Source organism: Geminisphaera colitermitum TAV2, assembly GCF_000171235.2.
In the GTDB taxonomy this organism is placed as follows: Bacteria; Verrucomicrobiota; Verrucomicrobiia; order Opitutales; family Opitutaceae; genus Geminisphaera; species Geminisphaera colitermitum.
Genome location: NZ_ABEA03000167.1, coordinates 14,757 through 39,663, shown reverse-complemented (window position 1 = coordinate 39,663; position 24,907 = coordinate 14,757). Strand labels below are relative to the sequence as shown.

The window sequence follows — 24,907 nt, the reverse complement described above, 5'->3', positions numbered from 1 at the left end:
GTAACCACGCTCCCCACCACCCCCTTCGACGCCCCCGCCGGAACCTGGACCCTCGCCGTCCTGCCCGACACTCAACACTACCTTGACGCCAACCCCGAAGTTTTCCGCCGTCAGACTGATTGGATCGCTGCGCACAAGGACACCCACCGCATCCACTTCGTTGCGCACGAAGGCGACATCACCAACAACAACTCCCCCGAACACTGGACCCTCGCCCGCGCCGCCATGGACCCCATCATCCGTGCCGGACTCCCCTGGGCCGCCATTCCTGGCAACAAAGACCTCGGACCCGGCGGAAAAACCACCGACCGCAGCACCGGCATGAACGCCGCCTTCACGCCCGACGACTATCGCAACTCGCCCGCCTTCGGACTCCTCGCCCCCGGCCACATGGAAAATTCCTGGCACCGCTTCGACACTCCTGCCGGCCCCATGCTCCTCCTCGCCCTCGAATTCGGCCCCCGCGACGAAGTCCTCGACTGGGCCAGCCGTATCGTATCCGAAAACCCAACACTCCCCGTTATTCTCCTCACCCACTGCTGCCTTCACAGCGACGGCACCCTGCACGGCTCCAACCCAGCCCACGGAGCTAATCCCAAACACTACGGCATCGGAACCCCTGCCGCAGGCGGAGCCAACGACGGCGTGGACATCTGGCAAAAATTCGCCTCCCGCCACGCCAACATCCGCCTCATCCTCAACGGACATTCCACCGGCCCTGGTGCCGCCCGACTCCGCCTCACCGGCCAGCACGGCAACCCCGTGTGGATTATCTTTGCCAACTACCAGCGCGGCGTGAAACCCGACCGCGGCTACGGCGGCGGCGGCTACCTGCGCCTCATGCGATTCCACCCCAACAACCGCCACGTCGAAGTCCGCACGTATTCACCCTGGTATGACAACTGGCTCGAAGACGACGCCCAACACTTCACCCTCGAACTCGCCCCCCTCTCAAAACCATCCCAATCTTCCGGACACAAACCAACCACGAATGAACGCTAATAAACGCGAATGAAGACAGAGACGACGGATTCATTGGTTTTATTCGCGATCATTCGCGTCCATTCGCGGTTACGGTTTGGGACCTTCGGTTTGGGCTCAGTCCATCCATATCATCCATCTTCCATCCATGGCTTTGGCACAGCCAACCGACATCCGTGATTTCGGTTTTCGCTCTGCCTCCCCTCCCCCCCCCCCCCCCTTCTCCCACGCCATACCATGACTCTCCCCCTCCGCCGCATCGTCATCCTCGGTGACCCGCACATTTCCCCCGACGAACACACACTCTGGCGCGACGAAATCATTCCCGACATCAACTCCCTCGCCCCCGACCTCGTTCTCTGCGTTGGCGACCTCACCGGCGGCCACGTCATGGGCACCGCCACCGGCACCACCGACGCCCTTGCCCTCCTCACCAGTCCCGGCGCGCTCACCGCCCCCTTTGCCTCCATCATCGGCAACCACGACCTCCAATCCCACGAATTCACCACCGACCCCGACGCCGTCCGCATGATGCGCACCGCGCTCGGACGCCCCGACACCACCGCCGGCTTCGTCATCGAACACAACACCCTCGCCATCATCGGCCTCGACAACACCCGCTGGCGTCAAAACACCGTCAACAAAAACGAAATCGTCATCGACGACGCGCAACTCGATTGGTGGCGCGCCCAACTCACCCGCCTCGCCGACAACCCCATCCTCATGATCGGCCACGCCCCGCCCATTGGCAGCGGCCTCATGGTCATGCCCGAACTCCACGCCCGCGTCGGCAACGCCCACATTAACCAAAACCACACCCCCGGCGCCATCCAGCAAATCATCTGGGAGAACCCCAACATCCTCTTCTGGTTTTCCGGGCACAACCACCTCGGCCACCACTACCGAGACTCCCTCAGCCAACGCCTCGGCGTCCACTACGTGCACACCGGCACCGCCTCGCGCACCTACGCCCGCGACGCCCACCGCCACAGTCGCATCCTCGATCTCGCCCCCGACCACCTCACCCTCCGCACCTACGACCACGACCTGCGAACCATCGACCCCGCGCTCGACCACACCACGCCGCATTCCCTCCCCACCCTCGTCGCCCACCGCCGCCAATTCCACCAACGCCGTTTCGTCCCCACCGACCCCGTTACCATGCAACAACCTTCGCCCACCGCCCTCCGCTCCCCTCCTGGCAACCGGCGCTTCGTGTTTCTCAGCGACCCGCACATCGCCCTTCCCATACCTGCCGTCACCCGCCGCGTCATCGCCTGGTGTGCCCGGCAAATTCGGGCCATCGCTCCCGATCACCTCATCCTCGGCGGCGACATCATCCAGCACCCAGACGCAGACGAAATCACCGCCTTCTGGACCGCCCTCGGCATCACTGACATCCCCGCCCACTACCTCCCCGGCAACAAAGAAGGCCCCGCATTCACCCTCCCCTCCCTCCCCGCCGCCTCCACTCCACCGCCCGCACTCACTCGTGGCTGCGTGCAACTCATTCCACGTATTTTCCTCCTCGCCACCAGCGACCAGACCGAAGCCAACGCCTCTCTCGAAACCCTTCTCACCCAACTCGCCCAACACCCCGCCGACCAAACGCCCTGCCTCGTCTTTGCCCACTTTCACCCCGAAACCACCAATCCCGAACTCGTTGCCCGCCTTGCCACATCCCCTGTATCCACAACTTGGATATGCGGCCACCGTCACAACCCTGCCGACTACAACAACGGCAACCTTCGCGTCGTCATTTGCGCCGGCCTTGATGCCCTTAAAGTCTGCCACACCCGTCCCGAATTCCTCTGCATCGACTGGCCGCCCGCCACACCCGACAACCCCCTCTCCCCTCCCCCTGCCATCGCAATCACGCGCCACGCCGCGCCCGCGCAATTCGTCCACTCGCCCGCGCCCATCGCCGGACGCTTCCCCATCGGAATCGCCTTTCGCGGCGACGCCCCCACGCTCCTGCGCACCATCATCGACGAAAAAATCCCCGCCCTGCAATTCCACTACAACCACACGCGCGACGAACCCACCCCCGACGAACTCCAACTCATTGCCGACTACCGCCGCACCATTCCCGGCGGATATCTCTCACTCCACCTGCCCAATTTCCCCCACCCACTCGAAAACCCCAACCCCGACCTCGACGACTACGCCCCCTGGCTCCACTGGGCTGCCGCCGCCCGCCTCGACGACCTCACGCTCCATCTCCCCAACGTTCCCGCCTCGTATCTATTTTCCAATGACGGCGGATTTCTTGACACCCCCTGGACCCGCGCCTGCCTGGCCACCTGTCAAAATCTCGCCACCCGCGCCCTCGCCATGGGCGCGCAAATCAGTTTCGAAAACGTCTATAACAAAAAAGTCAGTCCTCCCGGTGCCGAGACACTCGGCACGCGCCCCTGGCACCTTACCCATCTCATCAAAACCCTGCGCCACCGCCTGGCCGCCGTCGGACACGCCCCCGCCGACCTCAACCGCGTCGGCATCATTTTTGATGCCGGCCACGCCGCTGCCGACGTCCACATCTCGCAACACCACGGCATCGCTGACTGGCTGCACCACATCGCCCCCTATCTCCAACTCGCGCACATCCACCAAGTCGTCACGCACCCCGACGGACGCAGCCAGAACCACCAAGCCATCACCGATCTCGCGTCAGGCCGAATCAACTACACCGGTTTGCTTGCTACTCTTGCCGACACGATGCACGCCGTTGCCCGCCCTCCCTTTCCTCTCCTGATCGAAGTCCGCGAACGCGACCAAGCCCTCCTGAGCTGGCGCACCCTCTCAACCATCAAGTAAAATCTGCCCCCCCCCCCGCCACACACATGGCATGAACGGCATCTGGACAAGCAGATGAAAATTCCGGACGCTGGACAGCGAATGAAAATCGAACTCCCAGACCACGATTACGCCGCCTACATCTTTGATTGTGACGGAACACTGGCCGACACCATGCCCGCTCACCATCGCTCCTGGGCCCGAGTCGCGGCGGAGGCAGGGAACGCATTATCCCGCGAACTCTTTCACACCTGGGGAGGACGCTCCTGTCGTGAAATTGTTGATACAATCAACCAACTCTGGAATTTGAATCTCGACGCAAACGAGACGATGGAACGCCGCGACCGATATTTTTGCGAACTCCTGGACGAAGGCGGCATAAGCCCCATCGCCCCTGTTGTAGCCATCGCGAGAAACCTGCATGAGCGAGGCCGTCCAATTGCCGTGGCATCTGGCGGACGTCACAGCATTGTGCGTCCGACACTGGCTGCGGTTGGAGTTGATGACCTTTTTGACGTGGTGGTTTGCGCCGGGGATTATGAACGCGGGAAGCCGCACCCCGATGCCTTTCTGGTTGCCGCGACGCGACTCGGAATCGCGCCCGGCGAATGCCTTGTGTTCGAGGACAGCGCCGCCGGGATTCAAGCCGCCCGAGCCGCCGGCATGGCTTGCGTAGTCATCCCGGACAACGTCAGCCAGTAAGTCTCATGAGCAGTTGCCGACGCCTATGACACAGTGTGACGTGTGTGTGGGGGGGGGGGGGGGGAGGAGAGAGACTGACGCGCTATTTTTCCACACAAAACGCCCCCGGTGACAACCCCATCACGTCGGACGCACTTCGTGATTTGCCATAAAAATCACGGTCCACGCGCATCCGGGCATCGGCGGGGCTCAGGTAACGTGTGGTAAGCGTATCCGGCGTGGGTGCGGGATTGGAGCGCAAGCGGTAGTCGCCTTTTGCATAGTCAACAAACTGCACTGCGCTCGCATTCACGAATGCGCTATGCCCATCCGTCCCGGTGGCATTGCGCCAGTCATCCAGAGTTTTGAACTTCACACCGTCACTGGAATTCCGATACCAAATGGGCTTGGCCGAACCGAGTGCATAAACATTGTAGTCAGGTTTTAAATACAGATATTTGTCAGGCTGCCCCATGTGGTTGCCGTAAAACAAAGTGAACGGACCGGAGGGTTTGTAGAGCAGCGAGTTGGAGAGCACGGAGAGCGCGCTGTAACGCCACAAACTCGCGTAGCCCGATGCTCCCCGCTGGGCCATTTCGCGCAGCGCAGGCGGAGCCTGGTCCGTATCGTAAATATAGGTGTTGTGGACGTAATAGACATCATTGGCAGCACCGTTGTGGTAGTCGGCCAGTTGGGAGTTGACCAAAAGGTTGTTGGCAAAAAACAGCACATTGGGACCAGGCGAACGCGCCGGGGTTTTTATTCCAAACGTCACGTTGCGCACGACATTGCGTTCAATGCGGAAAAACTTGTCCTGATACTCCGGTTCGGTGCGCCGGTAGGAGAGATCGAAGCCACCATCCATCGGCGGGTGAAACCAATTTTCCACTACACAATTAAACAGCACGCCGTTGCCCGGATGATGGATCAGCAGCGCGTCCTGATTGCGCCAGTCGCCACCATCACTCTCCAAGCCGCCGTGGAAATAACAATTTTGCACAATCTGCCAGCCGGGCATACGTACATGCTCGGGCGGTATCCAGAGCCCCGTCAGCCCCATCGGCGAGGAAGCCGTGCCTGTCGCGCCGTTGTTGATCCAGATGCCGCCGCCAACACGCGTCCTGCCATTGCCCAAATAATCGACCCCGGCAATCTCGACATTGTCGATCAGGATGTCCTTGCAACCTTCGAGACGCAGGTGATGCGACTGCACCGTGCCGGCCAGATAAAGATTGCGGATGATCACGCGATCCGCGCCTTCGATGGCGATGGTGTGGTAACCACGAAAATCAGGGTCACTCTGAATAATCGCCAGATTTTCGATGATGACCTCCTTGCAATCAATGATGCGAAACAACGTCGTGGTCCTTTTGTTGCTCTTTTTCGCCTCCCAAGTGACTCGCAACTCAAGATCGGCCAGATAAACCTTTTCCTGATTCGCCCATTCCCGCCGCATCGTTTCTCCCACTACAGGTTTGAATTCGATGCCCGCTGGATCCCTTCGCGGGATTTTGTCGCCGGTTGGCAACTTCGACCAGTCACTCATGTAAGCCGTGGTATATTTGCCGTGCTCGGGGATGATCGTATCCACCGCTGCGATATCGGCGACTCCGTCTTCTTCCCGGGCTGGAACAAGTCCGGGAAAGAATGTCAGGGCGAGAGCGGTCGTCATTGAAGCCAGATTTCGTGGACTGAGGTAATGCTGAATCATTTCCCACTCCAATTTCATTTGTCGTAACAAATCAAGTGAAAACAGATATTTCCAACCATTCAGGATGCTAAAAAATTGATGATTAAATATAATTTATATCATAATAACAATCGAAATATAAAGGAATTACGTAATAATAGTCGATTTTTAAATATTTTTGCTTGTTTCAAGCAAACAAAATATATTTTGTGTATCAAATCGATCAAAAATCGCCTTTGCTTCTCCCATAATTTCTTTTTCTCGCTCCATGACACCTGACGCCGCCACCACCACCACTTCAGATGCCCCTTCAGCATTCGCACCGCCTGCCAGCCAGACCAAGCTGAAAGCGGTTTACGACATTCTGGAAAACCGCATCACGAGCGGCATCTGGCCCGTGGGCACACAAATTCCCACCGAAATGGAACTGGCCGACGAACTCGAATGCGGACGTTCCACCATTGGCAAGGCGCTCGCCTGGCTCGCGCACGAAGGCTGGGTCGAGCGCAAGACACGCGCAGGCACCCGTGTGCTCCGCTCCTCGCCCGGCAAATCGGCACCCGCCCTCTCACTCGACGCCTGCGCTTTCATCTACCCGAGCGACCAGCATGAAGGTATCCGCCGTATCATGACAGGCTTTCAGACCGCCGCCCACCGCGCACGCCGTCAGACAGTCATGCTCTCCACCGGCACCGATTTTCGGCGCGAGGCAGAGGCCGTCGGTCGCCTCGGCGAATTCGACGTCAAGGGCGCTGTCCTGCTTCCCGTCGTCCTCACGCCCAAGGATTACGTTTATTATGCGCAGATGCTTCTTTCCTGCCGTTTTCCCATTGTGCTCGTCACCATGAGCATGACCGCCATGCGCCGCCCCGGCGTCGTTCTCGATGGTTTTCACGCCGGCCACACCATGACGCGCCACCTTCTCGAAAAAGGACTGCGCAAAGTCGGCTTTCTCGCCAACCAAGCCTGGATTCCCGTCGCCCAAGCCAAACACACTGGATACAGTCGCGCCATGGAGGAAGCCGGTCTTGCCGACGTCGCCAGCGCCCTCGCGCACCGCGATGCCGAGATGCAGCCCAATTTCGGCGACCCGCTCGCCGAGCCCGAGCGCATTGCCCGCCTTTATCTCCAGCGCCACCCCGACGTCGAAGGCGTTGTGTGTGCCAGCGATTTTCTAGCCGTTGGCATGATTCGCGCCGCCCGCGCTCTCGGGCGCGAGGTGCCCCGCGATCTCAAGGTTGTGGGCATTGACGACTTCGAGATTGCCGCCACCGCACCCGTCCCGCTCACCACCTATCGCGTCCCCTTCGAGCAGATGGGTGAACACTCCTTCGATCTTCTCAACAATCTCCTCGGCGACACACCCGTTCCTCCTCTCGACATTCCCCTCCGCGGTGAACTTGTCGTGCGCAACAGCGCCGGCTGACGCCCCCTCCCCCCCCCCCCCCCTGTCCTTCCCCTGTCAACGCCTCGTTTTTCTTCGTATCCAAACCTCAGTTACAAACAACCGCCATGAACACCTCCAAGACAACCTGCCTTGCCCTGCTCGTCATCCTCGCCGCCGCCGTGCGCCTCGGTGCCGCCTCATCCACATGGGACGGCGGCAGCGCTGACAACGCCAACTGGTCAACCGCCGCCAATTGGAACAACGACACCGCTCCGGCCAGCGCCGCCGACACCGACATCACCCTTGCTGGCACCCTCCGCCCCACCATCGAACTCGATGAAGATTTCACCCTCAAAACTCTCACCAAGTCCGGCACTACGGCCTTCACCATCAACAGCACCGCTGGCAAAATCCTATCCATTTACGGCAACGGCTCCAACAACGCTGTCACCAACAGCAGCAGCGGACTGTTCACCATCAATGCCGACATCAAACTCTACGGCACGACCCGCTTTGCCACCACATCAGGCGCGATGAAACTCGGCGCCATCAACCTCAATGGTAACAACGTTACCTTCAACGCCAACAACGACGTGCGCTCAATCACCCTCGCCGGCACAATCAGCGGATCCGCCACCCTCGTAGAATACATCGGCGCAGGCACCTACATCATCGAAAGCCAGAACTCCTACGACGCCCCCACACGCCTCTCAAACGGCACCCTGAAAATCAAAGCCAACAACGCCTTCGGCTCTGACGGACGCCAACTCAACCTCGGCCAGACCAGCACCAGCAATCGCACGCTTACCGTCCTCACCGAAGCCGCCGTCGCCGTGAACAACACCATCGTCCTCGCCGCTTCCACCGGCACCGCGCACACCTACACCGTAGGTGGCAACACCGCGCACACCTCCTCTTTCAAACACATGCGTTTGGCGAACGACGTCCAGAACGTCACCCTCAACCTTACTGCCGCCACCGACGGTCGAGTAAACATCACCGGCAACATCACCGACCTCGAAACCGCCACTGGCAACGGCAGCATTGTCAAAACCGGCGACGGCACCGTTGCCCTCTCCAACAGCACCGCCGTGCACACCTACAAAGGAGACACCACCGTCAATGCCGGCACCCTCCTCATCAACGGCACCCTCGCTGCCGCCGGTAACGCCGCCGTCAACGTTGCATCCACCGGCACCCTCGGCGGCACCGGCTCCATCAACCGCAACGTCACACTTGCCGACAATGCCACACTCCAGATCGGCGACATCTCCGCATCCACCCCGGTCACCGCCGCATTTACCATCAATGCCAACCTTGCCCTCGGCGCGAGCGTCACCGTCAAGTTTGACCTCGGCGCCACGCAAACCGCCTCCGATTCCCTGGTTGTCAACGGCGATCTCGCCCTTGGCGGAACGCTCACCTTTGACCTCACCGCCCTTGACGGCTTTGGTCAGGCAGGTGCCTCGAACCTCACCCTCCTCAGCGTCACAGGCAACATCACCGGCGGCAACCCGGCCAACCTCATCACCTTCACTGGCGCCGACTATACCGCGAACTACACACTCCAAATCAACGCCAACTCCATCCAACTCATTTCCTCCACAGCCCCCACGATCCCCGAACCCGCAATCACCGCCGCGCTTTTTGCGTTCGGCGCCCTCCTCCTCGCCAACGTCCGCCATCGCAAATCATAAGACTCCCCTCCCCCCCCCCTCCTATGAATCCCCGCAAAGCTCAAGGCCATCGCGCCTTCACTCTGATCGAATTACTGACCGTCATTGCCATCATCGGCATTCTTGCCGCCATCATCATCCCCACCGTTGGCAAGGTCCGCAAAACCGCAGCCCGCGCCGAAGGCACCGCCGTCCTCCGTGGCGTCGGACAAAACATCCTCCTCTACGCAAACGACAACAAAGGCAAACTCCCCGGCCCCCTCTACCTCAAGCAAGTCGCCGACTACCGCGTTGACACCAGAATCCTCTTGTTCCACCTCGCCCCCAATTACGGCGCGCCTGTCCCCCCCAACAACCAAATCATTTCCGCCTACCATTACAAAGTCTGGGCTCCCCACCTTGCCCGCACCGAAATCCCATTGGGCAAAAACATTCCCATCTACCGCCTTGCCTACGGCGAATACAAAGATGAATCCGGCAACAAACTATTTCCCTTCGGGAACTCCTCCGACGGCACCCCGTCCATGAACATCGAAACCCTCCCTGCTCCCTCGCGACACATGGCCTTGCGCGACATCAAAAAAAGCGACGATGCCACCAACCTTTCCTTCCTGCCCGACAGCACCATTTGGGGCGACGACGCTTACAACATCCTCTACTTCGACGCCTCCGTCCGTCGCGCCAAATGGCAATGACAAGTCCCGCCTGCCGTCATGCATTCCCGCTTCGCCGCCGCGCTTGTTGTCTCCCTCGCGCTCGCATCCGCCACCCGCGCTGACATCACGCTCCCCGCGCTCATCTCGGAACACGCCGTCCTTCAAAAATCCCCCCGTGTCCCCATATGGGGCAAAGCCGCGCCCGGCGAAACCATCACCCTCACACTCACCCCTGCCAACGTCATTGCCCGCGCCACCACCGACCCCACAGGCAACTGGCGCATCACCCTCAACCTCGACTCCCCCCCTCCCCCCCCCGGCCCGCACACCCTCACCATTAACGGTTCCGCCTCCGCCGCACCACTCGTCATCAACGACATACTCATTGGCGAAGTCTGGCTCGCCTCCGGCCAGTCCAACATGGAATTTGCCCTCAAACGCACCACCGACGCCACGCAAACCATCGCCACCTCCGCCAACGCCCGACTCCGCCATTTCACCGTCCCCAAAAAGACCGCCGCCGAACCTGCCCCCTCCGACACCCTCGAAGGCCGCTGGCAAATCGCCTCGCCCGACACCATCGCCGACCTTACCGCCATCGGCTACCACTTCAGCCGCGAACTCCAGCAGCAACTCGATGTACCCGTTGGCCTGATACACGCAAGCTGGGGAGGCACGCCCATCGCTCCCTGGACCAGCGCCGATGGACTCGACCGCGACACTGTCAACGCCGCGCAAACCCGCCTCCAACGCGAGGAAGCCCGGACCTTCCCCCAACGCATCCAAGACTACGCCCGCGCCTACAAACAATGGGCCGACACCACCCACCGCGCGGACCCGGCCCCGCCCCCCACGCGCGCCCCCGCCATCCTTCCACCATCCGACGCCCCCGACTGGAAACCCGTCACCCTCCCCGGCCTCGCCTCCACCGCCGGCCTGCCAGATGCCGGCGTCCTCTGGCTGACACGCACTGTCACCATTCCCCAAAAACTCGCCGGACTCTCCCTCATCGTAGACCTCGGACACATTGAAGGATTCTACACCATCTATTGGAACAACGAAGAAGTCGGACGCTCCACCCCGCGCCACGGCGTCGCACCCTATGTTCGTGTCATTGTCGGCAGCGCCCACGTCAAAGCCGGAGACTCCACACTGGCGATTCGCATCTTCAACCCCTTCGGCAAACTCGGTCTCACTGGCGGCCCCTTCCGCGCCGGCCCACTGCCGCTCGCGGGCCAGTGGCGCGCTTTGGTCGAAAACGAACTCCCGCCCCTCACCGTCGCGCAACGCGCCAGCATCCCCGAACGCCCGGCGCAACCTCCCGAACGCCGCAAAACCCCCGCCTTCCTTTACAACGGCATGATTGCCCCGCTCGTCCCTTACGCCCTGCGCGGCGTCATCTGGTATCAAGGCGAGTCCGACACCAGCCGGGCCTGGCAATACCGCACCGCACTCCCCCTTCTCATCGACGACTGGCGACGACAGTGGGACGCGAACGATTTTCCATTTCTCATCTGCCAACTCGCCAACTACGGCGCGAAAACTCAAAACCCCGCCGTTCCCGCCCCCTACGCCGAACTCCGCGAAGCGCAAACCCTTGCCACCCGCACGCTCCCGCACACCAGCCAGGCCGTGCTCATCGACCTCGGCGAAGAACTCGACATCCACTATCGTGACAAACGCCCCGCCGCCGAACGCCTTGCCCGCGTCGCCCTTGCCGAAATTTATCAACGCCGCGACATCGTCGCCAGCGGTCCCGTGTATTTTAAAACCGACTACCTCCACTCCCCTCCCCCCCCCTCCACTGTTGGGCGTCTCCGTTTGCATTTTAACAACATCGCCGGTGGACTCGTTGCTCGTCCCCTGCCCACCACTTACCGCCAGCGCAGCACTGCCGGCGCACCCGAAATTCCACTCCCGCGCAACGCCCCTGCTGGCAGCCAGCTCGAAGGTTTTGCCATTTGCGGTGAAGACGCCCGCTGGGTTTGGGCCAGCGCCCGCGTTGACGGAAACACGGTTCTCGTCTGGTCCGATGATGTAGTGAAACCCAAATACGTCCGTTACGCTTGGGCAGACAACCCCACCTGCAACCTCTACAATACCGCCGGCCTGCCCGCCGCCCCCTTCCGCACCGACGACTTCCCGCTCACAACTCAAAAACGCCGCTAGATATCCCCCCCCCCTCGGCGTGTAGCTTGCCAAGCCCGCCATGCTCGCGCAATACGATCCACTCCAACGCGACAATCATCATCGACCCATGCGCCAGCCCATCCTTTCTCTCCTTCCCAACCGCGTCCGACGCAACTACGGCGGCGGCTCCGCTCTCGCCCGCTGGACAGAAGGAGCCAGCGAGCCCGACTCCAACCGCCCCGAAGACTGGCTCGCCTCCACAACCCCCGCCATCAACCGCGGCATGGACGACATCCCGCACGAAGGCATCGGACGCGTTGCGGATTCGTCAGGAAAAATCCACACCATCACCGACCTCTTCGCCGCCCACGGTGACTACTACCTCGGAGCAAAACACCTCGCCCGGCTCGGCCCCAATCTTGGGTTTCTGGCAAAAATCCTCGACTCCTCCATGCGCCTCCACACGCAGGCGCACCCGACGCGTGAGTTCGCGCAAAAACACCTCAACTCGCCCTACGGCAAACTCGAGTGCTACGTCATTCTCGCCGCCCGCCCCGGCTACCCCGCCGACTTGCGCCTCGGGTTCCAGCACGCGCCCACGCGCGACGAATGGCGCGAGATCATCGAAACCCAAAACATCGCCCGCATGGACGCCTGTTTTGAGCACCTCCCCGCCCGCCCCGGCGAAGTGTGGCTCGTCCCCGGTGGCATGGTTCACGCGCTCGGCGCGGGACTCCTGTTGCTCGAAGTCATGGAGCCCTCCGACCTCGTTGTGCGTTGCGAATTCGAACGCGAAGGCATCGTCGTCCCGCCCGATGCGCGTTTCATGGGACGCGGACTCGATTTTTGCCTCGATATTTTTGACTACACCGAGATGTCGCCTGCCGCCGTCCGCGCCCGTTGCCAGATGCAACCCACCGTGCTCCGCGACACGCCCGCCGTGCGCGAAGAGTGTCACATTCCCCTTGCCAAAACCAACTGCTTCGAAGTCCGCCGCCTCAGCGTGCGCGAACGTTTTGTCCTCGAATCCGAAGGCGTGTGCCGCCTGGTCGTCGTGAGTCAGGGCGCCTGCCGCATCACCACACGCGACCGCTCCATCGACATCGTCCAAAAACCCGGCGCGCGTTTCCTGCTGGCTGCAAACGGCGACCCCGTGACCATCGAACCCGCCACTGCGGACGCTGCCACGACCACGCCGCTCGAACTCTGGTGTTGCCAACCCTGATTTTTCGCAGCGCCCCGCTCCCAAGGAGCGATGGCGTTCTGTCTGCAACCGGAGTGCAAGTTCACCTTCATCAAGGTCACAATGCCGGTAACGTGTCCGCGTCCCCTGCCTTCCAACTGGATGACGCATGGCTTATTGACCCGATTAAATCCCATTCTTCCCTTTGCGGAGATAAAATAATTATTTGTATCCAGACTAAAATACTCAAATATGAACCATCGTTAGGGGACAATCCCCAGCGCTCAAGCGCACGACCAGGCATCTGGAGGATCGCGTAAAATATCTCCCTCCAATGCACGACCATCCCGTCTGACCACGAACTGGTTCGCCCGTCCCGCCGGATAACGACATCGTTGGCGAAAGTAGCGAATCGCCCGGTTCGGAAAAGAAAACGATTCACGGGATAGAAGTGTTCCACCTTATAAACACAACCAAGCGTCCACAACGACTCTCCTGAAAATCATCCTGTAGCCGCCTGTATCAAGATCTGTGTCAGAGCGTCCGGTTTCCGGCGTATTGATGGCATTGCATTGTGATGCAACTGGATGGCTATGCCATCCCTCCCCCCCCCTCCCCCCCCCCCCCTCGCGGTGGGCCGGGATTGGCTCGTTTTGATTCCATATATCGCTCCTGCCACATGAAACGTTCACTTATATACAAGGTGCTCCTGCCCTTGGCGGGCATTATCGCCGCATTCCTCCTCTTACGCGCATTTTCGTCGGACGCCTCGAAATCCAGTGACGCAGATTCCGTTGCTGCTTCATCGGGCGTCGCCTCTGACTCCTCCCCTGCCTCCGCAGATGGCGCCATCACCAAATCCACTGCACTCGCTCCGAATATCCCCTCCAAAAAACGCGTCGTCAAAGTCGGCCTCAACAGTTGGGTTGCCATCGCCAAGGAAAAAGGCTGGCTCCGCGAAGCATTCGCCCCGCTCAACGTCGAAGTCGAAATCGTTGACCGCCGTGTGGCCGGCAGTGCCGAAGCCGCCCTCTTTCAACGCGGCGACCTCCACATCGCCGAACGCATGGCGTATCCCTCCCTCCAGCACAAGGCCAACGGCTTTGACTTTGTTGTCGTCTGGGCGAGCGGCGACTGCCATCCGCGCCGCGCCACCACCATCGTCCGCAAGGAATCCCCCGTGCGCACGCTCGCCGACCTGAAGGGCAAGGTTCTCGGAGCCCACCGGCTGGGCTGCCCTTACTTCGCCACTTACGAAGCGCTCCTTGACGAGGGCATCCAGCTCGACACCGAACTGCGCAAGGGAGACGTCCGCTATGTCAACATCACGGGCAATCCCGCCGCTCTCGCTCTTCTGACCGGGGAGATCGAGGCGCTCTCCGTCCATGCTGCCATTCCCGATATTGCCCGGCTCTATGAGGAAGACCGCGTGCGCGAAATCGCCGCGGCCAAGCCCGGCGGCCAATATGTCACCGGCGGAGGCCGCGCCCTCGTCATCACCCTGCGCCGCTTCGCCAACCAAAACCCCGACATCGTCCAGGCCTACCTGCGCCTCTACGATCGCACACGCCGCTGGATTGTTGACGGCAACCATTACGAAGAAACCGCCGAAGCCGCCGCCAAAGTTTATCGCACGCCAAAATCCGTTTCGCTCTACATCATAAAAGACGAATCCTCCCTCACGCTCGACCCCGGGCGTCCCGACGCGCAGGAGACCATTGACGCGCTCTCGCGTTTCCTCAAATGGGCGATCGCAAACGGCGACGATTTTTACGGCGCCAAACCGCTCACCGACGCGCAGGTCTCCGAGTTCGTTGACCGCCGGTTTTTTGAAGGTGGTGAGTATTTCGTGGATACCACTGGAAAACCGCTGCAACCGCCATCCGCCGCCGCCACGACAGTCGGTATCCAATCACTCACTACATCCACACCATGAACACTGCCACCGTCACGGCCGCCTCTGCCACGCCCACAGTGCCCATCGCCTCCACCGCGTCCACAGTGTCCACCGCGTCCGCCGCAGCCCCTCCCCCCCCCCTCCCCCGCATAGTTCACGACCGCACGCGACGTCTCCGGCGTCTCGCCCTCCAGAGTCTTTTGCCCGTCACGCTCTTGATTGTATGGGAACTCCTCACGCGATTCGGTTTCGTTGAGCGCATTTTTTTGCCAACGCCCGCCAGCGTCGGCGAAGCCTTCTACAAACTCTTGGTGAGAGACAATCTCCTCGGTGACTTCCAAATCAGCGCGATCACCGTCCTTAAAGGATTTTCCGTCGGCGCGCTCATCGGCCTCGCAACCGGCATGGCCACGGGACTCTCGCGCACCGTGGAAGACCTCTTCGGTCCGCTGTTAAACGGCATCCGCCAGGTGCCCACGCTCGCATGGCTTCCGCTCATCGTTTTGTGGATGGGCGCGGGCGACCTCGGCAAAACCGTTCTCATCGCCAAGGCCGTGTTTTTCCCCGTCTTCCTGAACACCCTGCAAGGCATCCGCGGCACACCCCGCGAATACATCGAAGTCGGACGCATCTTCGATTACGGACGCCTGCGCCTCTTGCGTCGCATCGTGCTGCCCGCCGCGCTGCCAGGCATTTTTGTCGGACTGCGCTTTGGCGCGGGCATCTCGTGGGCGGTGCTTATCGTCGCCGAAATGCTTGGGGCGCGGCGCGGCCTGGGCTTCCTCATCATGCGCGCCCAGGAACTCCTCCACAGCGACCAACTCTTCGTGCTGATCGTCATCATTGGCGTTGTCGGCTTCGCCATCGATGTCGGCCTCCGTCGCATCGAAGCGCACCTCCTGCGCTGGAAACGCGGCTTCGACGGATAGCCATCCCCCCCCCGCCGCCAATCCAACCCATCCGCCCGTCCGAATTCTTAATTTTTTCCCATGAGCATTGAACTCAAACAAACCATCCACGACTACATAGCCCTCACCCGCTGGGCCTTTCTTGCCATCATCCGCAAAGACGGCTCGCCCACGCTGCGCCCCATTGGCAGCTTCACGCCTGTCGCAATCGGCTCCGTGGACGTCTATTTTTCAACCCCGCGCGACTCCGAAAAAGTCCGTTCCCTCCGGCAAAACGCCCGCGTCAGCTTTTATTTCCAGCACGACGCCCTGGACATCGCCGCCTACAAAGGCGTCTCGCTCATCGGTGACGCGTTGGAAATCGAACCGCAGACAACGGAACACCCGCAAGCCGTCGCCGCCCTCTCCGCTCGCAGCCCGCACTTCAAAGCCCGCGTGGAAAAAGGCGAACTCGACGTCACCGCGATCTTCCGCGTGAAAGCCCTCGAAGTCCGGTTTTCCGACTACGCCAGGGGACGCGGTCCGTCCGCCATCCAGCAACTCGCGCTCTGACCATCCCCCCCCCCCCCGGCTATTCGTATTCAGAATATCATGACTGCCACAGCCACCCGCACCGTTGACGTCGAGGCCCGCGACCTCACCAAGATATTTGCCGCCCGCCACGGCACCGCGCGGGTCACGGCGCTTGAAAACGTCAACCTCGACATCCGGCCCGGCGAGTTTGTCTCCATCGTTGGCACCAGCGGCTGCGGCAAGACCACGCTTCTGCGTATCATGGCCGGGCTCGAAACCGAGTTCCACGGCAGCCTCACCTTCGACGGACTGCGCATCGACGGCCCCGGCCCGGACAAAGGCGTGGTGTTTCAGGATCACCGCTTGCTCCCCTGGCTCACCGTCGAGGAAAACATCGGCTTCGGCCTGCTCGACCTGCCGAAAGCAGAGCAACGCGAGCGTATCCAAAAATACCTGCGCCTCGTCGGGCTGCATGGCTTCGAACGCGCCTGGCCCGCGCAACTCTCCGGCGGCATGGCGCAGCGCGCCGCCATCGCCCGCGCCCTCGTCAACAAACCCCGCATCCTCCTTCTCGACGAACCTCTCGGCGCACTCGACGCGCTCACCCGCATCTACATGCAACGCGAACTGGAGAAAATCTGGATCGAGGAAAAAATCACCATGGTCATGGTCACGCACGACGTGGAGGAGGCCCTGTATTTGAGCGACACCGTCGTCCTCATGTCGGCCCGTCCCGGTCGCATCAAGAAGATCACTCCCGTCCACCTGGCGCGCCCCCGTGACCGGGAAAACCCGGTGTTTCAAAACCTCAAGAAAGAGCTGCTCGCCGAGTTCGAGCTCCAGACGAAATCACAATTCAGTTATGAAATCTGACGCACAATTTGGACAACCCATCCAAGGAGAGGCGGTCTCCCAGCCATGCCGCGACTGATTCTCCACAGCATCCTTCGCCGTCGCTGGCAATCGCTGGCCGCCATCCTCGGCGTGGCCCTCGGGGCGGCGTTGCTCCTCGGTGTTTTCCTGCTCCACCGCGGACTCGCGCAGGGACTCGAACGCGGACGCCGCCAACTCGGCGCCGACCTGCTCATCGTGCCCGCCAACGCCACCGTTGATCCCGACAAAGCCCTCTTCGCCGGCTCCCCCCTCAACGTTTACATGGACCGCTCCCTCGCCGACGACATCCGCCGCGTGCCCGGCATCGCCCGCGTGGAGTCTCAATTTTTCACGCAAACCCTCCGCCTCGAATGCTGCTCCGGCGTGAACGAAATCCGGCTCGTCGGCATCGAGGACGGCACCCTCCGCCGCCTCGCCCGCCTCTCCTCGCCTTCGGACGGACGCTCCACCCTCGATGCCGGCGAAGTTGTCATTGGTTCCCAACTACTCACTGGCGTTGGCCGTCCCGGCGCGCGCATCGAAATCCTGGGCAAAATCTTTCGCATTGCCTGGCGGCTCGACTCCACCGCCTCCAGCCTCGACCACTCCATCCTCATGCCCATCGACGCGGCCCGCGCCCTCGCCGCCCAGTCCGAACCACTGCGCCCCGTCTGGCTCGACGCCGGTCCCCCCGCCCGGCTCGTTTCCGCCCTCCTCGTTGAAGTCACCGATCCCGCCGCCATCGCCGCCACCGCCCGCGCCATCGAAGACATCGGCCCCTTCAACGTCATTCGCACCGGCGAAACCCTCCTGCGCATCAAGCGCCTGATGGACGCCTTCATCCTTGTGCTCGCCGCCGCCGGCGGACTCACCGCGCTCGGCGGGATCGTGTATCTGTTCGGCCACTTCGCCGCCGCCGCCTGGGATCGCAAAGGCGAATGGGCGCTCTACCGCGCACTCGGCGCCGCCCGCGCCCGCATCGTGCAACTCGTCGTCGGTGAAGCCGTGCTCCTCGCCGTGGCCGGCGCCCTGCCCGGCATCCCCGCCGGACTCTGGCTTTACCACTTCGCCCTCGACCGGCTTGCCGCCGGCAACGCGTTTCCCTTCGTGCCCGTGGAGCCTCCGCTGTTTGTCTTTGGCGCGTTCGGAGCGCTTGCCCTTTACGCCCTCGCCGGCGCGGCCGCCGCCATCGCGCCCGCGCTCCGCGTCGCGCAACTCGAACCCGCGCACGCCATGGCGCAAGGAGACATCGACTGACGGGAAAAGCTGAAACGCTGAAAACTGAAACGCTGAAATGAATACCGCCGCTCCTCCCCCCCCCCCCCCCCGCAGCCGAAGCTCTGATTTCAGCTTTTCAGCTTTTCAGTTTTCAGCTTTTCCGACGGCGGCAGAGCCGCCCCCTGTCCTCCTCGAAGCCCGCCACGTCTCCCGTAATTACGGAACCGATACGATACTCGAGGACATTTCGCTCCAAATCCGCGCGGGAGAGAGCACTGCGGTCATCGGACCCTCCGGCAGCGGCAAAACCACGCTCCTCGGCATCCTCGCCCTGCTCCTGCAACCGCTCTCCGGCCACGTGCGTGTCGGCGGGCGCGACGCCACCGGACTCTCCGACGCGCAACTCTCGTTCCTGCGCAACACCTTTTTCGGATTCGTTTTCCAGACCGCGCAACTCGTCGGCTCGCTGACCGTGCTCGACAACGTGCTGATCCCGGCCCTCCTTCCCGGGCGCGCCGCCCGCCACTGCGGACGCGCGCGCGAGTTGCGCGAGTCCCGGGACCACGCCCGCGACCTGCTGGTCCGTCTCGGACTCGAACACCGCGCCGCGCACCTGCCCCACATGCTCAGCCACGGCCAGCGCCGCCGCGTCGCCATCGCCCGCGCGCTCCTGCTCCGCCCCGCCGTCGTGCTGGCCGACGAACCCACCAACGACCTCGACCCGCGCCGCGCGGAGGAGGTCGCCGATTTTCTCCTCGGGCTGCCTGCCGAGGGTCATGCGCTCGTGCTGGTCACGCATGACCCGGAGCTGGCCGCGCGCGCCAACAACCGCTGGCGCCTCGATGCAGGCCGCTTGCGGCCCGCATCGTCCCTGGAGGCGAATTTTTTCAACCACCCGGCAAACCCGAATCTCGTATTGAACCAATAACTACACACACATCATGAAATACAAAGCACAGGACATCATTGCCTCCGGCACCTGGACTTATGGCCCCGCCTGGCCCGTCATCGGCCTCGACATCGGCTCACGCGGCTCCAAGGGCGTTCTTATTATCGAGGACGTGATCCACACCGCCTTCATTCCGACCGGTCTCTACATGCAGGAGACCGCCGACGAACTGCTCCGCCGCCTCCTCGATGAGTCGGGCCTGCAGCGCGCCGACATCGCCTACATCGTGGGCACCGGCTACGGGCGCATCTCGCTCAAATATGAGGACATTCCCTACCAGGTCGTCACCGAGATCAGCTGCCATGCGATGGGCGCGCACACCGTCCTACCCGACACGCGCACCATCATCGACATCGGGGGCCAGGACTCCAAGGCCATCAAGATCGACCCCCGCACGGGCAAGGTCGTCGAATTTGTCATGAACGACAAATGCGCCGCCGGCACCGGCCGCTTTTTGGAAAAAGCCGCTGCCCTGCTCGGCATCGAACTCGACGAACTCGGCCCCGTCGCCCTCGAATCCAAAGACCCCGCGCCCATCAGCAGCCAGTGCGTCGTCTTCGCCGAGTCCGAGATGATCTCGCTGCGCGCCCGCGGCGAGCGCAACAACGACCTCGAAGCCCGCGCCAACATCGCCGCCGGCGTGCACCTCTCCGCCGCCCGCCGCGTCAACAATCTGCTCGGCCGCATCGGCATCGAGCCCGGCCTCGCCTTCACCGGAGGCGTATCGAACAACCCCGGCATGTGGCAGGTTCTTGAAACCCTGCTTAAATCCAAATTCCAAATACCAAAGATCGACCTGATTTTCGCCGGCGCGCTCGGAGCCGCCGTCTATGCGGGCAAGCATGCGGCGGCCTCGCCCGAAGTCGCCGCCAAGTATCAGGCCCGCCCCTTCGTGCTGACGAAATCCGCCGAAACGCCGGTCCTCCTCACTGCCGCGCCCGCCGCCGCCGACAACGTCACCGAGGTTGAGTTCGACAACAGCCTCGCCTGCTAAACGACCGACATCACCACCAACACCATGAGCATCAGACCCGACACCATCGCTTCCGGAAGCGAACCGGATATCATCTATCCCGAGCAGTTTTCCGCCTTCATCCAGGCCGAGCAAAAAGCTCTCATTGACGCCGTTGGCGTCAAGAAAGCCGCCTATCTCTGCAACTACACGCCGCTTGAACTGCTCAACGCCGCCGGCGTCCGCCACGCCCGCCTTTTCAAGGGCGGCAACTCCGAGCAGGCCGCCGCCGGAGAGCTTTTCACGCAGAGCGTATTTTGCGATTTCACCAAAAGCTGCATCGGCGGCTTCGAGCAGGGCGATCCATTCTACAAAGCCTTCGACAAGGTCTATAATTTCCACACCTGCGCCACGATGAAACGCGCCTCGGAGGTCATTGAGCTGTTCACGCCCACGCGCCTGCTCAACCTTCCCAAGCTGCGCGATTCCGAGTCATCGCGAAAATTCTTCCGCGACGAAATCCTCGAATTTCGCGACGACCTCGCCGAACTCACCGGCAGGCCCATCACGGACGACGACGTGCGCGCCGAGGTTGTAGTTTATAACCAACTACGCCGCCTCCTGCGCAAGTTTTCCGAGCTGCGCAAGCGCGCCAATCCCGCGCTCACCGGCCAAGCCTTCCTCGACATCGTACGCGGCTATTACTACGTCGAGCCCCGCAAGCTGCTACCCGTTTTGGAACAGCTTTACCGCCACTACGAAACGCTTGCCCCCCCCCCCCCCCCCCCCCCCGGCCAGCGTCAGATCCGCCTCATGGTGTCGGGCAGCATCATGGCCGACGGCGACCGGCGCATCCTCGACATCGTGGAAAACGAACTCGGCGCCCGCATCGTCATCGAGGATCACTGCGCCGGGGCGAGGCCATTCTACCATACCGTGCCCGAGACCGGCGACCCTTACCAGGCGCTCGCCGACGGCTATCTCGACCAGTCGCCCTGCGCCCGCCAGCGCCCGCTTGGCGACGCCCTCGATTTCTCCGCCCGGCTCGCGCAGGATTATAACGTGGACGGCGTCCTCTACGTCTTCCTCAAGTTCTGCGCCTGCTACGGCGTAAGCCAGAAATCGTTCATCGACCGCTTCCACGAACTCGGGCTCCCCGTCCTCGCGCTCTCCAGCGACTACTCCGAGAGCGACCGCGGCCAGCTCCTCACCCGCCTTGAGGCGTTTATCGATGTGATCCGCGAGAAACAACTCAACGCGGCCACTCCAACCCCCGTGGTCAACGCCTGACGCCACGACGACAAGACCTGTAACCGATACCAAACTACACGTAACCCGCCAAGCCACACCGCCATGAGCAACACCGTCACATTTGACTCTCCGGACTCCGTATCCATCGACACCGAAAACCGCATCCGCGTGGATGCTCCCGACTACCAGCCCGGCACCGTTCACCACGGCAGCCGCTTCCAACCCGACATCTTCAATGCCAAGGTGGAGAAACCCTTCTCCCAAGCCATCGTCGATCTCAACGAACTCGCCCGCTCGTGGAATCTCGAGCGCATCGAGCAACTCGTCGTCCAGGAAGGCCGCAGCGCGGTCTGGGGCGGCGCGGCCTGGGATTCCCCGCTCCTGCGCGCCACCGACACCATTGCCACCTCCATCATGGAATTGTGGCGCAAGGAAAGCCACCGCTCCGAACGGATTGCCGAGGACACGTATCAGATACCCTCCGAATTCTGCTCCATGATCAAAACGATGATCGGACGCTGGCATCTCAAGCGCGAAGATCCCATCAAACGCATCTTTGCCTTCAGTTCCGGCTGCGAGCCCATCGGCATGGTCATCGAACACGCCCGCAGCGCCGGCTACGAAGTTTACACCCTTGAGGGCGCCACGGCCTTCAAGGTCGGCGAAGGACTCGAAAACCGCGTCAAATTTCTCGCTGGCGAACTCCGGAAATCGTCCATCTGGCTTCAGGGCCACCCGGTGGACGAAGACCGTCTGGCTGCTGAAATCCGGCAGAAGAACGAAGCCTTGCGCAAAGTCGCCCGCATTCTCGAACTGCGCCTCACGCGTCCTTTCGATGTCGGCAGTCTCGAAGTCATGTGGCTCTTGGGCGGCTCCAGCACCTATTTTGGGAATCCAAAAAAATATTTCGACGTCTTGAATCGTCTGCTGGCCGAGTTGGAGGAGGCCGCGAAAGTTCCGGAAACGCGTCCCTATCTCCCTCTCATTCTGGCCGGCGGGCCTCCGGGCGGGCTGAGCTTTTTCCAATTGCTGGAAAAGGCCAATGCCGTGCTGGTCGGCTTCGTGTTGCTGGGCACCTCACTTTATCGCGAGGACGTGCCGCCGCTCGAATCCCTTGCGCATTATCTTTTCGAATCGCAGTTGCGCGGCGAACTCGGCGAGGCCACCGGCGCCTCGGCCCTCCTGCGCCGCCGCGGCATCGAGGCGCTGATCGAAAAGACTGGAGCGCGGGGTCTCATTTCCTCCGCAGTCACAGCCTGCCCCTACGCGAGCCTTGTACAGCAACTGGAGCGCAATTATTTTCGCAAGCAGGGTTTCCCTATCGTTGCCCTTGAGCACACGGTGCACAATGAGCCCACGACCGAGGAGCAGACGATGAAGATCAAAGCCTTCCTCGAACAACTCAACGAATCCTTCTGATATCGACGGCAACATCCGTCGATTGGGGTCAATAGATCAGTTTCATTTAGAGCATTGTCGGTTCAATTTGTCGCAAGGTTTAAGAGATCACGCAGAGACGTAGAGAAAACACAGGTTGCTAATTATAAATAGATTGCAAACATTTTATTTTTCCGACTCTGCGTTCTCTCTGCGTCTCTGCGTGAGATAAAATAAACCGAAAATGCTTTAGTAGTCAGAAGCTGATCTCTGATTTCTGGCTACTGTCTACTGACTACTGGTTTCAGCAGCGCGAACATGAGAATCGCGGCGGCGGCTGAAACGTTGAGCGATTCGATTTTTCCGCTGCCGGGGATTGTAACAAGGCGCGTGCAAGCATCGGCGACCTCCGCAGCCAGACCGTGCTCCTCGTTGCCAAGCACAAGCGCGCGCGGCCCTCCCCCCCCCCCCGGCAACGCAGGCAACGTCAACGCTCCGCCGCGGGTGGCTGCTCCGACGACTTCGTAACCGGCCTCGTGCAACTCGGCGCAGAACCGGGCAAGCGTCGGCACACGCCAGAGCGTGAGGTGTTCGAGTCCGCCCTCGGCGATGCGATGGGCGGATTCGCCCGGCAACGCGGCGAACGCGTGAGCCGGGATGATGATGTGCGCGACGCCGAAAAACGCCGCGGTGCGCGCGATGGCACCGACGTTGTGTGCGTTGCCGATGCGATCGAGCAGCAGCAGCGGCGTGCCCGCCTTCGCCCACGCCCGCACCTCGCGCGGTAGCGGGGCGCGGAGCGCGGGCTCGTCCACCACGGCAACGACGCCGCCGTGGTGCAGGGTGCCGGCGATCTTGGCGAGTTCGGCGGGCTCAACGCAGCGATAGACTTTTTTGGCGAGGGCGAGGGTTTTGCAAATGATGCCGAGTTTGCGAGCTGTTTCGTAGTCAAAGTAGAGACGACGGAAGCTGGCGGCGTCGCGTTGAAAACGCGCTTTTACCGCCGGGAGTCCGCAAAGTTTAAGTTCGGCGCTGGCCATGCGCGCAACGGGGCCGTGTTTGCGCCCTGCTGGCAAGCGCGCAGTCTGCCGGACGTGGCGCGGGCGTCCCGCCCGCCGTAGGGGCGTCGCTTGCGACGCCCGTGTCTGCCGGACGGAGCACACTTGCAAATTCGCGGGCTTCGCAAGCGAAGCCCCTACAACGCGAGGGTTCCGCCCGCACGGAGCGGCGATAGCCGTTTCCCGGCTGCGGAATGGGTGAAATATTCGGGCTGTCGGACCCAAAACGAATGAAAGAATGCCCGCCGTTTCGGACGCGAAACAATGCAAACAGATCTGCTCTCCTGAAAATATTTTAAAAAAAGTTACGTAACTTATTGATCAATCGTTTAAATATTGAACGGTCGTTCGGGAAATATAAAACCCGTTTTGTTTTTATATAAAAACAAGCATTTTACAAAAGTCGGTTTGAGGCGATAAAATCGCCTCCGTTTTTTTTCCTCTTATTTGCAGCCCCTTTGCTTGTTTTATAAGTGTGCCAACAAGAGGACCCTCTGGAAAAAAAGAGATGACAGACCCACGAAAAACCTTACATCCCCCGACCCATCACTTCATGCATTCACTCTGTTCCAACTTCGATCATCACTGTCTGACCCACGGCTTCCGGAGCTTAGAGCATTGTCGGTTCAATTTATCGCAAGGTTTAAGAGATTTTGCCTGATGGCGAGTCGTCAATTTAGTTAATTCTGCGAATGGCGGACTGTCGCTTCTCGAAACTGTTAACTCTGCCT

Annotated in this window: 19 protein-coding genes; 17 read left to right on the top strand and 2 right to left on the bottom strand. The window is 61.4% G+C overall.

Features of this window, described 5'->3' with window-relative positions; all coding sequences use genetic code 11:
* The 3 genes from OBACDRAFT_RS18875 to OBACDRAFT_RS18865 form a co-directional block, all read left to right on the top strand.
* On the top strand, window positions 1-1,002 hold a 1,002-nt coding region (locus OBACDRAFT_RS18875; protein ID WP_043588303.1), incomplete at its 5' end, for a metallophosphoesterase.
* Between the two features lie 216 nt (window positions 1,003-1,218).
* A complete protein-coding gene (locus OBACDRAFT_RS18870) occupies window positions 1,219-3,798 on the top strand; it encodes a metallophosphoesterase (RefSeq protein ID WP_043588301.1) in 2,580 nt (859 codons plus the stop codon).
* A gap of 81 nt (window positions 3,799-3,879) precedes the next feature.
* Complete coding sequence (locus tag OBACDRAFT_RS18865; protein ID WP_043588299.1) at window positions 3,880-4,479, top strand: HAD family hydrolase; 600 nt, start codon at window positions 3,880-3,882, stop codon at window positions 4,477-4,479.
* A gap of 82 nt (window positions 4,480-4,561) precedes the next feature.
* Here OBACDRAFT_RS18865 and OBACDRAFT_RS18860 read toward each other — a convergent pair whose 3' ends face one another.
* Window positions 4,562-6,130, bottom strand: a complete 1,569-nt coding sequence (locus OBACDRAFT_RS18860) for a hypothetical protein (protein WP_043588298.1) — start codon at window positions 6,128-6,130, stop codon at window positions 4,562-4,564.
* Window positions 6,131-6,416: 286 nt separating this feature from the next.
* Between OBACDRAFT_RS18860 and OBACDRAFT_RS18855 the strand changes: the two genes are divergently transcribed.
* The 14 genes from OBACDRAFT_RS18855 (at window position 6,417) to OBACDRAFT_RS18790 (ending at window position 23,160) form a co-directional block, all read left to right on the top strand.
* Window positions 6,417-7,574 (top strand): GntR family transcriptional regulator, encoded by a 1,158-nt coding sequence (locus tag OBACDRAFT_RS18855; RefSeq protein ID WP_081722197.1) that lies wholly within the window; start codon window positions 6,417-6,419, stop codon window positions 7,572-7,574.
* Window positions 7,575-7,660: 86 nt separating this feature from the next.
* Window positions 7,661-9,232 carry an autotransporter-associated beta strand repeat-containing protein gene (locus OBACDRAFT_RS18850; RefSeq protein ID WP_043588296.1) on the top strand — a complete coding sequence of 524 codons (1,572 nt, stop codon included), beginning with the start codon at window positions 7,661-7,663 and terminating at the stop codon, window positions 9,230-9,232.
* A gap of 23 nt (window positions 9,233-9,255) precedes the next feature.
* Window positions 9,256-9,906: a type II secretion system protein gene (locus tag OBACDRAFT_RS30895; protein ID WP_052362249.1), complete on the top strand. Its 651-nt coding sequence runs from the start codon at window positions 9,256-9,258 to the stop codon at window positions 9,904-9,906.
* A gap of 18 nt (window positions 9,907-9,924) precedes the next feature.
* The gene (locus OBACDRAFT_RS30890) at window positions 9,925-12,036 is read left to right on the top strand and encodes a sialate O-acetylesterase (protein ID WP_043588293.1); all 2,112 of its coding nucleotides are present in this window, start codon (window positions 9,925-9,927) and stop codon (window positions 12,034-12,036) included.
* Between the two features lie 40 nt (window positions 12,037-12,076).
* Entirely contained in the window at window positions 12,077-13,222 is a 1,146-nt protein-coding gene (locus tag OBACDRAFT_RS18835; protein WP_052362248.1) for a class I mannose-6-phosphate isomerase, read from the top strand.
* Between the two features lie 637 nt (window positions 13,223-13,859).
* A complete protein-coding gene (locus OBACDRAFT_RS18830) occupies window positions 13,860-15,116 on the top strand; it encodes an ABC transporter substrate-binding protein (protein WP_043588307.1) in 1,257 nt (418 codons plus the stop codon).
* Window positions 15,113-16,006 carry an ABC transporter permease gene (locus tag OBACDRAFT_RS18825; protein ID WP_232767401.1) on the top strand — a complete coding sequence of 298 codons (894 nt, stop codon included), beginning with the start codon at window positions 15,113-15,115 and terminating at the stop codon, window positions 16,004-16,006. The genes OBACDRAFT_RS18830 and OBACDRAFT_RS18825 overlap by 4 nt, the downstream gene beginning before the upstream one ends.
* Before the next feature lie 60 nt (window positions 16,007-16,066).
* Window positions 16,067-16,537 carry a pyridoxamine 5'-phosphate oxidase family protein gene (locus OBACDRAFT_RS18820; protein WP_043588291.1) on the top strand — a complete coding sequence of 157 codons (471 nt, stop codon included), beginning with the start codon at window positions 16,067-16,069 and terminating at the stop codon, window positions 16,535-16,537.
* Window positions 16,538-16,576: 39 nt separating this feature from the next.
* Window positions 16,577-17,371, top strand: a complete 795-nt coding sequence (locus tag OBACDRAFT_RS18815) for an ABC transporter ATP-binding protein (RefSeq protein WP_043588290.1) — start codon at window positions 16,577-16,579, stop codon at window positions 17,369-17,371.
* Window positions 17,372-17,416: 45 nt separating this feature from the next.
* Window positions 17,417-18,628, top strand: coding sequence for an ABC transporter permease (locus OBACDRAFT_RS18810; protein ID WP_043588289.1), 1,212 nt, complete (start codon window positions 17,417-17,419; stop codon window positions 18,626-18,628).
* A gap of 37 nt (window positions 18,629-18,665) precedes the next feature.
* Complete coding sequence (locus tag OBACDRAFT_RS18805; protein ID WP_043588287.1) at window positions 18,666-19,517, top strand: ABC transporter ATP-binding protein; 852 nt, start codon at window positions 18,666-18,668, stop codon at window positions 19,515-19,517.
* Between the two features lie 13 nt (window positions 19,518-19,530).
* Complete coding sequence (locus OBACDRAFT_RS18800) at window positions 19,531-20,532, top strand: acyl-CoA dehydratase activase (RefSeq protein WP_043588286.1); 1,002 nt, start codon at window positions 19,531-19,533, stop codon at window positions 20,530-20,532.
* 24 nt (window positions 20,533-20,556) lie between these two features.
* Window positions 20,557-21,780, top strand: coding sequence for a 2-hydroxyacyl-CoA dehydratase subunit D (locus OBACDRAFT_RS18795; protein WP_043588285.1), 1,224 nt, complete (start codon window positions 20,557-20,559; stop codon window positions 21,778-21,780).
* 63 nt (window positions 21,781-21,843) lie between these two features.
* Window positions 21,844-23,160, top strand: coding sequence for a 2-hydroxyacyl-CoA dehydratase family protein (locus OBACDRAFT_RS18790; RefSeq protein WP_043588284.1), 1,317 nt, complete (start codon window positions 21,844-21,846; stop codon window positions 23,158-23,160).
* Window positions 23,161-23,399: 239 nt separating this feature from the next.
* On the opposite strand, the gene OBACDRAFT_RS18785 is transcribed toward OBACDRAFT_RS18790, so the two are convergent.
* Window positions 23,400-24,158 carry a TrmH family RNA methyltransferase gene (locus OBACDRAFT_RS18785; RefSeq protein WP_043588283.1) on the bottom strand — a complete coding sequence of 253 codons (759 nt, stop codon included), beginning with the start codon at window positions 24,156-24,158 and terminating at the stop codon, window positions 23,400-23,402.
* Window positions 24,159-24,907: the final 749 nt, after the last annotated feature.